Raw genomic sequence first — 15,560 nt, forward strand, 5'->3', positions numbered from 1 at the left:
CAGATTAATCCGTGAGTATCGCCGCGCTTGAACATCTTCCGTATTTCATCGCCTGAGGCGAAACCTCAGGACCGGCTACAGAGCGAAGCCCAGGACTGGTTGATCCTTTTGACCTCAGGCCGGGCGACGGTCGCCGACGCCAGGGCGTTGCGCCAGTGGTGCGAGCAAAGCCCCGAGCATGCGCGTGCATTTGAACAAAACAAGCGGCTATGGCAACAGTTGCAGCCTGCCGCCGAACGTTTGCAGGCGCCACGTCATATGGGTCGTCGGGCGTTCCTCGGCGGCGCCATTGCGGCGTCGGCAGCGTTTTTGCTGATTCGCGGCACCGTCCCGGGAGGCTTTTCGGGGCTAGGCGCCGATTACATTACGGAAGTCGGCGAGCAGCGGCGGGTGGATCTGGGGGACGGACTGAGTCTGGAGCTCAATACTCAGACGCGTATCAATCGCCGTGACAGTGTCGATGGCACCCAGACGCTGGAGCTACTCAGCGGCGAAGTCGAAGTGCTGACGCGCGCTCAGGAACCGCTCAAGGTTCAGGCCGGAGCGGGGTGGTTGAGTGCCCGTCAGGCCCGGTTCAATCTGCGCAACACCGACCAGAGCGTGTGTGTTACCTGTCTGGAGGGTGCGTTTCAGGTAGACGTTCAAGGTCGCAGCTTACGTCTGGAGTCAGGCCAGCAATTGACCTATGACGTTGGGCAAGTGGGCACACCGCAAGCGGTCGACACCTCGGCGGTGATCGCCTGGCGTCAACAGGTGCTGGTGTTCAACGATGCCACGCTGGAGACGGTGATTGACGAGATCAATCGCTACCGGCCGGGTCTGTTGCTGCTGCTCAACAGCGAGTTGGGCAAGCGCAAGGTGCAGGCGCGGTTCAGCCTGGATCAACTGGCGGGAGTGGCGTTGTTGATCCGCGATGCGTATGGGGCCAAATGCACTGAGTTGCCGGGTGGGGTGGTGGTGCTCAGCTAGGCGCAGACCTGAACGATGGGTTGTCTGGACTGGCGCCTTCGCGAGCAAGCCCGCGAAGTACGATAACGCGGTCGCCATAACAATCGGCAGCGCCCCACAGGGCGCTGCCGATTTTTTTTGCCTGCGCGTATCGGCCTTACCGGACCTATATGAACTTTGCATGACAAGCGTTCGGTCCCAGGCAGCGCCAACTGCCTTATCCCATATCAGCAACGCCAGCCGTTGCCGCAGCCTGTTTCCGCAACTGTAAAAGGAAGAGAGTGATGCCTCGCGGTAAAACCACGCCTGATCTGGATGTCCCTGTGCGCTCGATGGAGCTCCCGCTGTTGCGCTTGAAACCCTTGGCCCAGGCCATCGCGTTGCTGATGATCACCGGCAGTGCCGACGCGGCCACGGCGTTTAGTTCGAGTTGGTTCGCCGCCAAGGGCGCCGCCCAGGCCAGTGGTGCCGCACGGCCCGGTGGCCAGGTGCCTGGCGGGCCGCCACCGCTGGCGCAACAGCAACGGATCAATCAGCAGTTACAGCGCTCGATCAACAACTTGAACAACACCGTGGCCGCGATTGCCGCGCAACAGGCGGCCCAAGCGGCCGGGCGTCAATTTGCCCTGGGTCAGCCGCAGAGTGTGCCCAATGGCTTGGGCGAGGGCGGGCTGAAGGTCGATGAAAATCCGCTGACCCGTGGCTGGAGCAACGCCACCGGGCCACGTCAGACTCAGGCCGACGGCAAGACCACCGTGCGCATCGAGCAGACCGCCGACAAGGCGATTCTCAACTGGGAAACCTTCAACGTCGGGCGCGATACCACCGTCGAGTTCGGCCAGCAGGCGAACTGGGCGGTGCTCAACCGGGTCAACGACCCGAATGCCCGCGCCAGTGTGATTGCCGGTCAGATCAACGCACCGGGTACGGTGATGCTGGTCAACCGCAACGGCATCGTGTTCAGCGGCAGCAGCCAGGTCAACGTGCGCAACCTGGTGGCCGCCGCCGCGACCATCAGCGATGACCAGTTCAGCAAGAATGGCCTGTACGTGGACACCAGCGGCACCCAGCCCACCTTTACCGATGCCGCTGGCAAAGTGCTGGTGGAACAGGGCGCGCGGATTGAAACCCACAAGCCGATGCTTTCCACTGACTCCGGTGGTTATGCCCTGCTGCTGGGCAATGAAGTGGAGAACGCAGGTACCATCAGCACCGCCAAGGGCCAGAGCGTGCTCGGTGCCGGTGATCGCTTTTACATCCGCAAAGGATCGGGCACCGAAGGCAACGGCCTTTCCACCACATCCGGCAGCGAAGTCGTCCCCGGTTTCAAGGTCAGTGGCTCGGGTAAGGCCAGCAACAGCGGGCTGATCCAGGCTTCGACTGGCGACATTACGATGACCGGCCATGAGGTCGTGCAAAACGGCGTGTTATTGGCGAGTACCTCGGTGTCTACCCGCGGCACTCTGCACTTGCTCAACCCGACTACTGACACCAGCGGCAGCGTGACTTTGGGCCAGGGCAGCGTCAGCGCGATCATGCTCGACAGTAGCGACCTCACGGCCCTGAACAGTCAGCGCGATGCGGCGTTGATGGCGGTCAATGCCAATAACCGCATTCGCAGCGACCAGTCGCGTGTCGAGATCGGCAGTGGCGGCAGCATCGAGTTCCAGAACGGTTCGATCACGTTGGCCACGGGCGGCCAGGTCGCTGTTGCGGCCGGGCACCGCAGCGTGGTGCGTGACGGTGCAGTGATCGACGTCTCCGGTGCAATTGGCGTCAAAGTGGCGATGGACGCCAACAACATCAAGGTCAACGTCCAGGGCAACGAGCAGCGCGATGCGTCGGCCAACCGCGAGAGCGGAGCGCTTAACAGTAACGATGTGTGGGTCGACGTGCGCGAACTGGTGTACGTACCCGCCGGCACCAACGGATATGCCTCTGATCGGTGGTACACCGCCGGTGGTTTGCTGGAAGTTGGTGGTTACCTCGGCACACAGGGCCACAGCATTGGCGAATGGATGGCCCAGGGCGGCACAGTGAGTTTCAGCGGCAACGATGTGGTAACCGAGAAGGGTTCGCGGATCAACCTGTCTGGCGGCACCCTGGATGTGCAGAGCGGTTTCATCCGCCAGAGTTGGTTACGTGGCGCGGACGGGCGTTTGTATGACGTGTCGCGGGCGCCGGGGGACATTCTCTACACCGGTCTCTACAAAGGTTATGAAGAACACAGCGAACGCTGGGGCCAGACCGACTACTACTACAGCCCGCTGATTGCACCGACCCGACGTTTTGAGACGGGTTACTCGATCGGTCGCGATGCCGGGCAACTGGTGGTTTCAAGCAAGAACGCGGTGCTCGATGGCCAGTTGTCGGGCGAGGTGTTCCAGGGGGAGCGCCAGAACCAGGCCCCGCGCGCCGGACTTGACGGCTACACCCAGGCGCAAACCGCCGTGGCGCGCCGGGCGCAGTTGATCATCGGCGAATACGAACCGAGCTGGTCGGCCACCACTGGCGGCCTGGTTTATTTGCACTCGGGTGTGCTGGATGCGGTGCGGATTGGCGGCGAGCGGCCGGCTGACGGTGCCGATCCGGGCCTGACTGGCGTGGTGTCCGATGCGCGCAAAGGCAAGCTCTTTCTCGATACCGACTTGCTCAATGGTTTGCGACTTGGGGCCCTGAAGATCGCCGTCAAGGATAAGGTTGAGGTCAATGATGCCGTGGCCGTGGAGAGCGGTGGCGACATCACGCTGTACGGGCAGCAGGTACAGGTCAACGCTGACCTGACCGCACGTTCCGGTAGCCTGCGCCTGGGTAGCGCCCTGACAGAAACAGCAAAACCGACTCTCACGACCGTTGCCGAGGGTGTGCATCTGGACACCCGCGGTCTGTGGAGCAACGTGCGCAACGACGCGACCGACATCAACAACCTGGCCTACATCAATGGCGGGCGGGTGTCGATCCGAAGCACGGGCGACATTAATCTGGCCAAGGGCAGCGTGGTCGACGTGTCGTCCGGCGGCGCGGTGTTGGCCAATGGCAAGACCCGTGGCGGCAAGGGCGGCGACGTTATACTTGAGTCCAGCGCAGACACCGCGCCAGGCCAGTCGCAAATGCTGATCGACGGCGACGTGCGGGGTTATGGCGTGACAGGTGGCGGAACGCTGACGATCCAGGCCAACAAGATTCTGATCGGCCAGTCCGACAGTCCTGTTGCCGATAACACGCTGCAACTGGCGCCGGACCTGTTCAGTAAAGGATTCTCGGCCTACAAACTCATTGGCCTGACGGATATGGCGGTGGCCGACGATGCCATTGTCGACGTGTCGATGCCGGTTTTGCGCTTCACCGATTCGGTGCCGAACCAGCCCGGCGGTGTCGACCCACTTGCGGCGCTGGAACTCTGGACGCCGGCCCTGTTCCAGGAAAATCCGACCAAGGGCGTGCTGGCCCAGCGCGGTGGGGCGAGCCTTTCACTGCGGGCCGGCGCCAGCCAGGACAGGCTGTATGACCCGGACAACAGCACATTGACGCTCGGCCTGGGCTCGCGGATCAGCGTCGACCCAGGGCAACGCATCGAGCTGCGCAGTAACGGGCAAATCACCCTCGAAGGTGAACTCAATGCCTGGGGCGGCACCCTTGATATCCGCCAGCAACGCTATACGGATATCGATGTGGCCACGTCCTATCTGGCGGCGGATGGAAATCCGCACAACCGCTCAATCTGGATAGGCGAGCACGCCGTGCTGGATGTTGCCGGACGCGCGACCACCGCGGTTGATGCCTTGGGCCGGGTCTACGGTCAGGTCGGCAAGGGTGGCAGCATCATCGTCGGCGGTGAAATCGATTCGAAAAAGGCGACCGCCCTGTCAGCTGACGCTTATGTGATCGTGCGCAAGGGTGCGCGACTGGAAGCCTCCGGTGCCGAAGCCCTGCTGGATATCGCCGTTCAAGGACCGACCCGTGTCGCGACGGATGGCGGGCGTATTGCCTTGAGCTCCTACAACGGTCTGTTCATCGAAGGCAATCTGCACGCGGCTGCCGGTGGCGCGGGCGCTGCGGGCGGGCGTCTGGAGATTGCCATCGATACGCCGGTCTACAACGACTTCCAGGCCGTCAACGCGGTTCGCGTGCCCCGAGAAATGATCATTTCCCAACGGCCGGTAGACAAACTACTGCCGGGCGATCTGCGCCCTGGCGAGGCGACAGAAACGTTGCGTTATGGCCCTGCGCGACTGAGTGCCGACACGCTGATGGCCGGTGGCTTCGACAACCTGAGCCTGTTCAGCAACGGCTTGATGACGTTTGACGGCGATGTCGACTTGCACATGAACCAGAGCTTGAGCCTGTTTGCAGACTCACTGTCGTTGGCCGAAACGTCGAAAGATACCGCGCGTATCAACCTGTCCGCGCCTTATATGCGTCTGTCCGGCGTGGGCAAGTACTACGTCCAATCGGGTTTGCGTCCCAGGTTGCTGAGCAATCCGACTGCAAAATTGTCGGCCGCGCAATTCAGCGCCAATGCGAACCTGCTGGACCTCGGCAACACGCTGTCGTTCGGCAACGAAGGCACAATCAGGCAATTCACCGGCCCGGTGCTGGCAGTCAGTCGCCGTGGCTTTGACCTGGTGACGCTCGACAGCAGCGGCGACATGCGTTTCCTGAACGCAACCGATGAAAACGGCAGGTCCCGTCTGTGGACGGGCGGGGACATGAACCTGCGTGCCGGGCAAATCTACCCGGCCAGCGGTGCAACGGCCGAGGTGCTGGTCGGTTATCAGGCCCCCGTGCCGGTGCCGGAGAACGCGCGTACCTTGCGTATCAGCAGCCATGGGGCGGCACCGATGCAGTTGCCGTACTCGGTTTTTGGCAAACTGATTCTGGGGGCCGGGTTCATTGAACAAGGTGGCGTCATCCGCGCACCTTTGGGGTCGATCACCCTGGGCGCTGATGCCTTTGTCCCGAGCCAGCAAGTCCACTTGTTGCCTGGCAGTGTGACGTCGGTCAGCGGTTCCGGATTGGTCATGCCGTACGGTGGCACCACCGATGGCATCGATTACCAGTACAACGGCAATTCCGTGGTACTGAACGGCATTGTCACCGAGTTGGACGGGGTGAACCTTAACGCCCAAACCCTGGATGTGCAGAACGGTGCGCTGATTGACCTCTCCGGCGGCGGCGATTTGCGCGGGGCCGGGTTCGTCTCCGGGCGTGGCGGCTCCACTGATGCGCGTTTCAATCCATTGGTGCGTAATGCGAGCGATGGCACCTTCAGTTTGCCAGGCCTGGGCAGCAACCCGGTGTATGCCATCGTTCCGGGCAATCAGAGCGTCTATGCGCCGATGCTGGCGGAGGCGGGCGCCGTCGACCCGCGTATTGGCCAACAAATCACTATTGGCGCCGGTGTACCGGGCCTGGCTGCCGGCACCTATACCTTGTTGCCGTCGACCTTTGCCCTGTTGCCCGGTGCCTTCCGGGTCGAGGTCAACGGCCAGGCAACACCGGGCGCCAGCAGCGGCGCGTTGAAAATGCGCAACGGTTCGTGGACCAGCAACGGGCAAATGTCGATCGCCAATACCGGGCTGCGCGACAGCGTCCCCAGCCAGGTGATCCTGACTTCGGCCGACGTGTTGCGCCGTTATTCCCAATACAACGAAACCAGTTTCACGCAGTTTATACAGAGTGACGCCGCACGTCGGGGCATCCCGCGCGCCAGGGCGCCGATGGACGCCAAGACCCTGCAACTGATGATGAGTGTCGGGGGGGATCAAGACATTGCCCTCGCGTTCAATGGCCAGGTGTTGGCCACTCCAGCCCAGGGTGGTATGACCGGCACGACCGTGGTGCGGGCAAATTCCGGAGCATCCATTGAAGTGCTCGGCACGGGCCATTCCCGAACCCCGGGTTTTGAGGGTGTTTCGGTGTACGCCGATGCCCTCAACGGCCTGACAGCCGGGCGCCTGGTTATCGGCTCCTCACCCGTCGTGTTCTACGGCACGGCAGGCAACATCGTAGATTTCAGAGGCAACACAAAAAACATCATCTTGCGCGAGGGTGCGATGCTGTCGGCGCCGGAGGTGGTGCTCAGGACGCAATCCACCGCTGGCGGGATCACCATCGAGGCGGGTGCGGGTATCAACACGCTGGGGGCGGGCGACGTACTCTTTGATTCAATGCAAGGCTACGTCTATCAAACCGGCAAGGCAGGCTTGCTGGTAGTGTCCAACGGCTGGACCAGCGTCCTGGCGCCTGAGGCGGCTACGGGGCTGGATGGCGCCGGCAGCATTCGTATCGGCACCTGTGCTTCCCAGGCGTGCAGCAACCCGGCGTTGCTCTATTCCAATGGCAGCATCATCGCCTCCACGGACAATCAATTTGAAATGGACGAGGCCGTTCGCTTCGGTACCCGCCATCTCGGTCTGGCGGTGGGCGCTGTCAATGCCGGTAGCGCCCAGGCGCTGGCGGCGGTGGGGGATCGGTTGCCGGTCGGCATGACGTTGAACCAGAGCGTCCTCGATCGCCTGTTGCGTGGCGACACCCAATTTGGCGCACCGGCCCTGGAAACCCTTGGCCTGACGACCCGAGAGTCGTTCAACTTCTTCGGCAGCGTCACCCTCGACACCCTGGACCCGCAGACCGGCAAGAGCCGGCTGGACAATCTGGTACTGGTCACCCCAGCCATTTATGGCTTGGGCGACAGCAACGATGTGGCCAACGTCCGTACCGCCAATTTGATCTGGAACGGCTCGCCTCAGCAACCAGGTGCCATGGTCAGCGGCGGCGCGGGATCAGGTCACGGCACGCTGGATATCCAGGCCAACCGCATCGAGTTCGGCTATGGCCCGAACCCGCAGCCCAATGGTCTGGATCACAATGATCGCCTGGCGCTGGGCTTTGCCAACGTCAACTTGAACGCCAGTGAGCGCATCACCGCCAACCATAAGGGCAGCCTCGCCATTTATGAACAGCAGGGCGCTTACAATCCGGTCACGGGATATGCCTACAGCGGCGGCAACCTGAACCTGCGCACGCCGTTACTCACCGGGGAAGCGGGATCGGTCAACCTGCTCAAGGCCGGTAATGGCCTGAGCCTGATCTCGCCACATGGCGTCGATACCGCCGTGGCGGATGCCTTGGGCGCGGAATTGAACCTGCAAGCGCGCAACGTCCTGCTCGACGGTCGCATCGCCCTGGCTAGCGGCAAGCTTACGGTCAAGGCCGAAGACGACCTGACCTTGAACAGTGGCGCTTATCTGGATATGGCCGGGCGCACATTGCCCTTCAACGATGTGAAGAAATACAGTTGGGGCGGTGACGTGGCGCTCTACAGCAGCAACGGCAACATTCGCCAGGCTGCCGGCTCGCGCATTGACCTGTCGGCGAGCAACAATCAGGGTGGCAACCTCAGTGCCGTGGCATTGGCGTCCGGTGCGGGTTTGGTCGATTTGCAGGGGGAAATCCTTGGCGCCAGCAGCGGCTACTTCGACGCAGGCGGCACCTGGGTTCCGTACAAGGCGGGCGGCGTGGATATTCGTGCCCGGCAGTTGGGCAGCAGCGGCGAGTTGAATCAGGAATTCGCCGCACTCAACCAGCGCCTGAACGCCGGACAGGTGTTCGGCAGCCGCAGCTTCCAGCTCAAGCAAGGCAACCTGGTGATCGGTGACGGGCTCAAGGCCAGCGAGGTCAACGTCTCGGTGGATAACGGCAGCCTCACGGTTGTCGGTTTGATCGATGCCAGTGGTGAGCGCGTCGGCAGTATTCGCTTGTCGGGCAAGAACGGCCTGATCCTGGCCGGGAGTGCGGTACTCGATGCCCATGGCAGACAGCTGCGGGTCGACAGCTACGGCAAGATCATCGACGCACCGAACCGCGCCATGGTCGAACTCAATTCCGGTGACGGTCAGATGACCCTGACCTCCGGTGCGCGCATCGATCTGCGCCACGGCACCGACGCCGTCCCCGGCAATCTACCCGGCCAACATGATGGTCAACTGCGCGGCACCCTGGAGCTCAATGCGCCGCGCCTGGGGGCGGGCGACATCGCCATTGACGCCAGCGGTGCCCTGAACATTCAGGGCGCGCGATCCATCGGCCTGAATGCCACACGTCGCTACATCGATGCCGTGGACGGTGTCGACCCGACGACCAGCGGCCGTCCGTATCAGATCATCGACCAGGCGTACCTGGACAACATTCACATGGACAGCACCGCCTTCATCAACGCGGCCCTGGCCAACCCCGACTTGCTGCAGCGCAAATTGGCCGGCTTGAACAATGCCGCATTTACCGATGCCTTCCACCTGCGCCCCGGGGTGGAAATCGCCAGCAAAACCACCGATGGCGACTTGGTGGTACAGGGTGATCTGGACTTGTCCGGTTACCGCTACGTTAGCCTCAACCCGCACACACCCAAGGCATCGGTTTACGGCTCCGGAGAGGCCGGTAGCCTGGTGATTCGCGCCGGGGGCAACCTCGATATTTTTGGCAGCATCAACGATGGCTTTGCTCCGCCACCGCAAACCGTGGACGACAACGGCTGGAAACTGCTGCCGGGCGTGCAGCCGTTTGGTGGTGACCTCGTTGTGCCGGTCGCTGGGGCAACGCTGGCTGAAGGGACGCAATTCCCGGTAGGCGCCGTGCTCAACTATGACCTGCCTATCCAGGGGCTGAACCTTTCCAGCGGCACACTATTGGCCACCCAGGGAATTCTGGCAGAACCCTACACATTCGGCGCCGGCACCGTGCTGGCGGCTGCGGTGCATGACAGCGAGGGGTATCTGCTGTACGCCGCGGGTACCTTACTCAAAGACGGCCTGACGCTACCGGCCGGCAGTCGCCTGGGGGCAGGCATCCGGTTGAACAAACTCACCGCGATGCAAGGCATGCTCTGGCCCAAAGGCGTGCCGCTGCCGGGCAGTTTCGACCCGGACATGCAAACGACTACCGGTGTAAAACTGGCGGGTTCGCTGGATTTGCTCCGTGGTTCGCTGATCCCGTCCATGACCGACGTGGTACTGGCCGAAGGGACCGACATGATCGAATTGCGTCCGTTGAATGGCACTCAACAAGGTCGTAACTGGGCGTTGGCGAGCATGTTGCCTTCCGGCAGTGTGTCATGGTCGATGCGAATCGTGGCGGGCGCTGATACCCAAGCCGCTGACAGCCGGGCGATAAAGCCACTGGGCACGGAAGGTCACTTGCGGCTTGCCGATACCCACTTCGGCATGAAGGTATCGAGCGGCGCACCACTGGTATGGACCGAAGGCAACAAATTTGGCATGCCAGCCTTTGAACCGGTCTCCGAAGACCAGCTGGCCAAATGCGCTGAGGATCCTGCCGCGTGCGCCCCCATGGCCCACTGGACCTGGGCGCCCGGCAACTGGTTGGGTATGCCTGACTACAACCCTGTCACCGACGATATGGTGGAGTACTGCGTCATCATTCCCGAGCTTTGTGTCGAGAGCAAAGCGGGTCAAATGGCCAAGACGCACAGCCAGATGTTCAGCGTGCTGCGCACCGGTACGGGCGACCTGGAGGTGATGGCCTCGGGTAACCTGAGCATGGATTCACCCTTCGGAGTGTACACGGCCGGCACCCAGTCCAGCGACGTCGATCAGCGTTACAACCTGCCCCGTGGTCGACTGTCGGACGATGGTTCAGTGCTGGGCAGTGCCGGCAAGGACTACGAGCAATGGGTCGATGGCGGCAGCGATAGCCTCTACCAGGCCTGGTTCCCGCAGCTGGGTGGCAACCTGACGATTAACGCCGGGGGCGCTGTTTCAGGCGATACGGTCGGACGTCGATCGATCAACGGGCCGACAACACGCGAACAAGTCCCGAGCGTCGCCGTGGGCAACTGGCTCTGGCGACAAGGTACCGGCAACGACGACGTACCGACGGCCTGGTGGGTCAACTTTGGCAGCTATGCAACACAGCCTTTACCGGACCAACAGCGTGATAACGGGCCGTATCTGGTCGGTTTCACAGGGTTTGGTACGTTGGGCGGTGGCAATGTCAGCCTGCGCGCCGGGACGGACGCCGGCATGCTCAAAGTCATGGGGGATGAAAAGACCAATCGATACCCTCGTGGCCAGGGCCTCATTGTGGCCGTCGCCAGTACCGGCCGTGTCGGCAGTGACGGCAGTCTCACGTTGACGGGTGGCGGGGACCTGGATATCCGCATTGGCGGTACGCTCAACCCTTCGCTGCGGGCTCGTGCCGGGCAGACCGGCACAGACAATCCCGACCACGACTTGCAAGGCGCGCTGATCAACTTGCGGGGTTCTTCGCAGCTGACGGGCGGCGCCGTGGGTGGAATCAACCTGCAATACGGCACCTTCAACTTTCAGCAGGACCTGCGTGAAACCCGCGCCTATGATCCATTCAACGCCACAACCAGTAGCGCAACCGGCGGCCTGGTGCTGATTCCCGGCGATTCGGGCATGCGTATCAGCACCCGCGGCGATCTGGTGCTCGGTGGCGCGGCGGACCCGGGACGCGTGCGACTGCAGAACTCCACGCCGTTCACCACGCCTGACGGTGTGGTGCATGCCGGCGGTGGTTTGACCGGTTTCTCGTTGTGGACCGACCACACGGCCATTGATCTGTTTTCCGCCGGCGGTAACCTCACGCCGAGTACGCAATTGGCGGATGTGGATTCCGCTTCACCCGCTTCGGGGAAAAACACCTCACCCACGGATGGCCGATTCGTCTATCCGTCGATCCTGCGCGCAGTGGCTGCGCAAGGCTCTATTTTTGCCGGACCATCGGCAAGCTTCGGCCCCGGGAAAGAGGCGCCCATGGTGGGCTACTCCTTGCTGCTGGCGCCTTCGACAGCGGGGCAACTTGAGCTACTGGCGGGTGACTCGATCTACGCCGGTGGCTACGCGATCAATCAATCCGGCGCGAGCCCGCTGGCGATCACCACACCTTTTGCACCGGCCTTCAACGGCTATGGCCGTTACAACTCGGACAGGATCATCATGTCGAACAGCGGCAGTGATGGTGTTTTACCGGACACCAACCGTCGCTACCCGTTGTTCGCGTTCGGGGCCAATAGCTACTCGGGACTCAGTGGCGTGCAGGGACCAGCACGGATCTATGCGTTGACCGGTGATCTGGTCGGTGTTCGCAGCGGTGAAACGCTGACGTTCACCCAAACACTGCGTACCTGGTACGAAGCCGCGGGACCGGTCTGGATGCTTGCCGGTCGCGATATCGTCGCATCCGGTACGACCCTGGGTCAGCCGACTTTTGTACCGACCTCTGAAATGGGCAGGAGCAGCGACTCTATTTTCTCGGCCGGTAACCTGTTCATCAACAACGACTCAAACGAGGTATCGCGGGTGTCCGCCGGCCGCGACATCCTCTACAGCAGCTTTGATGTCGGTGGCCCCGGGACCCTGGACATCAATGCCGGGCGCAGCATCCTGATGGAGAACCAGGCCTCGATTTCCAGCATCGGGGCGGTCAGGGCAGGGGATGATCGCCCAGGCGCGAGCGTGGTGTTGCAGGCCGGCGCGGGCGCGCAAGGCCCGGATTACGGCCACTTCATCGCCCGCTATCTGGACCCGAATAACCTGGCTGTCAACGGTGTGCCTCTGAGTGCTCAACCGGGCAAGGTGGTCAGGACCTACGGTGAAGAACTGCAAGCCTGGCTGACCCTGGGCTACGGATTCAGCGGTAACGAAGAACAGGCGCGGGCGTTCTACGCTGCACTGCCGGGCATCCAGCAAGCGATATTCGCTCGGCAGGTGTACTTCGCTGAACTGCGTGCCGGTGGCCTGGAATACAGCGATCAGGACGGTCCGCGTCAGGGCAGCTACCTGCGCGGACGTAATGCGATTGCGGCGCTGTTCCCGACCACGGACGTGGCCGGCAATCCGATTCGTTACGACGGCGACATCACTTTGTACGGCGGCGCGGGCATCAAGACGCTGTTCGGTGGCGATATCCAGATGCTCACGCCCGGTGGCGGACAGGTGTTCGGTGTCGAAGGCGCGGCGCCGCCCTCCACGGCAGGCATCGTCACCCAGGGCCAGGGCAACATTCAGCTGTATTCCCAGGGCAGTATCCTGCTGGGGCAGAGCCGGATCATGACCACCTTCGGCGGCAATATTCTTGGCTGGTCGGCCGAAGGCGACATCAACGCCGGCCGAGGGTCGAAAACCACCGTGGTGTTCACACCGCCCAAGCGTGTCTACGACACCTGGGGCAACGTGACCTTGTCGCCAACGGTACCGAGCACCGGTGCCGGTATCGCCACGCTCAACCCGATTGCCGAGGTGCCGCCAGGGGACATCGACCTGATCGCGCCGTTGGGGACCATTGATGCGGGTGAGGCGGGGATCCGGGTATCGGGCAACATCAACATCATCGCCTTGCGAGTGGTCAACGCGGCGAACATCCAGGTGCAGGGCAAATCGTCGGGAATCCCGGTGACGGCATCGGTGAATACGGGCGCGATCACATCGGCCAGTTCCGCTGCGACGTCTGCCACGCAGGCGGCAGAGGACATGTCACGCCAACAACAAGCCGCAGCGCGCAAAAACCAGGCCTCGGTGTTCACCGTGCAAGTACTGAGTTTCGGTTCCGAGCAACTGGCACCGACCCGCGACGGTGCGAGCCGGGCACAGACGCCGACCTACAACCCGGACAGCCCGGTGCAGGTGCTGGGTGCCGGAGCACTGGATGAGTCGGCACGCCAGCGCTTGACCGAGGAGGAGCGCGGCAATCTCACGCTATAGAACTCTCGTTGTAATTTTCGGGCGACCTTCGGGTCGCCTTTTTTTTGCCGAGCACCGCCTGCATACAACCCGACCAACTGTAGGAGCGTACAGCCCAGTCATTGCCCCCCTGGAATGAAGCTTTTATGACAAAAGTTCGGTAACCCACCGCCAGTCCGGTCATGCCTATGTAACGCGCTTTAGGGGGCCGCATGGCCGCTTTTGCTGCTGCGGCGAGCGCCGGGAGTCAGGCGGCAAACAGCGAAGGTTATTTCGAATTCAGGGGGTGGTGTGGAGCATTTTTTCAAGTCACGGCTGGCGCTGTGGGGCTGGCTGCTGGTGGCGGCTGGCACGCAACCGGCTTTCGCCGAAGAAGTGCCAGCGCCGGCGAAACTGGTTGATGTCAACGAGTACTTCGTGCGCGGCAACACGGTGCTCGATGCCCGGGCGATCGAAGAAGCGGTGTATCCGTTTCTCGGCCCACAGAAGGCGCTCACCGATATCGAAGGCGCCCGTGATGCCTTGCAGAAGGTTTATCAGGCACGCGGCTATCAGTCGGTGTACGTCGAGTTGCCGGAACAGAAAGTCGACGACGGCATCGTCTATCTGCACGTCAGCGAAACCAAGGTCGGCCGGGTGCGGGTGGTTGGCGCCAAGCACTATTCGCCAGTGGAAATCCGCGATGACGTACCGGCGCTGAAGGAAGGCGAAGTGCCGGACTTCGCCAAGGTCCAGACCGAACTGGCGCAGCTCAACAAGACCCCGGGCCGCCAGGTCATGCCACTGGTACACGAGGGACAGCGGCCCGGCACCATGGACGTCGACTTGCAGGTCGAAGACCAGAATCCGTGGCACGCCAGCCTGGGCCTGAACAACGATTACAGCGCCGATACCGAGAAGCTGCGCAGCGTCGCCAGCCTCGGCTACGACAACCTGTGGCAGTTGGGGCACAGCGTTTCGCTGACTTTCTTTACCGCACCGCAAGACACGTCCAACGCCAAGGTCTGGTCCGGTTCCTACACCGCGCCGCTGAGCGAGCGCTGGAGTGTGCAGTTCTCCGGTTATCAGTCGGACAGCAACGTGGCGACCATCGGCGGCAGCAACGTCTTGGGCAAGGGCCATTCCTACGGCGTGTCGGCGATCTACACGCTGCCGTCCAGTGGCAACTGGTCCAACTCACTGTCGGCCGGGATCGACTTCAAGGACTTCGACGAGCAACTCGAACTCGGCGGTGACAGCGACAAGGTGCCGCTCAAATACGCGCCGTTCACCTTCGCCTACAACGGCTTTCGCTACACCGAAAGCTCGCAGCTGGGCTTGGGCCTGAGCCTGGTGGCCGGCACGCGCAGCTTCTTGGGGTACGGCAGCTCCGACGAAGACTTCGACTACAAACGCTATCGCGCCAGCCCCAGTTTTGCCGTGCTCAAGGGCGACACCCATTTCACCTACACCTTCGACAGTGACTGGCAGGCCGCGAGCAAAGCCGCGTTCCAGCTGGCCTCCGGGCCGTTGGTTTCCAACGAACAATTCTCGGCCGGCGGTGCCACTTCGGTGCGCGGCTACCTGGCCGCCGAGCGCACCGGTGACGACGGTTACTTGCTCTCCCAGGAATTGCGCACGCCGTCCCTCGCCAAGTACCTGGGCAGTTACGTCCAGGAATGGCGCTTCTATGCCTTCGCCGAAGGCGCCCAGTTGTACCTGCGTGACGAGCTCCCCGATCAGGACGCGGATTACGCCCTCGCCAGTGTTGGCCTGGGCACCCGCGCGAGCTTGAGCAAGTGGCTTTCCGGCAGCCTCGATTGGGGCTACCCGTTGCTCGAAGGGCCGAACACCTCGAAACAGGAATCGCGCCTGCATTTCAACCTGCAAGCGACATTCTGAACCTACGGA

At 62.3% G+C, this 15,560-nt stretch carries 3 protein-coding genes; all 3 read left to right on the top strand.

What is annotated here, in order from left to right; all coding sequences use genetic code 11:
• The first annotated feature begins 27 nt into the window (after positions 1 to 27).
• Positions 28 to 969 (top strand): FecR family protein, encoded by a 942-nt coding sequence (locus tag ACA057_RS15225; RefSeq protein ID WP_497349652.1) that lies wholly within the window; start codon positions 28 to 30, stop codon positions 967 to 969.
• A gap of 311 nt (positions 970 to 1,280) precedes the next feature.
• Entirely contained in the window at positions 1,281 to 13,691 is a 12,411-nt protein-coding gene (locus ACA057_RS15230; RefSeq protein WP_497349910.1) for a filamentous hemagglutinin family protein, read from the top strand.
• A gap of 270 nt (positions 13,692 to 13,961) precedes the next feature.
• Positions 13,962 to 15,551 (top strand): ShlB/FhaC/HecB family hemolysin secretion/activation protein, encoded by a 1,590-nt coding sequence (locus tag ACA057_RS15235; protein ID WP_497349654.1) that lies wholly within the window; start codon positions 13,962 to 13,964, stop codon positions 15,549 to 15,551.
• The last annotated feature ends 9 nt before the right edge of the window (positions 15,552 to 15,560 follow it).

The organism is Pseudomonas sp. LBUM1661, from assembly GCF_059695925.1.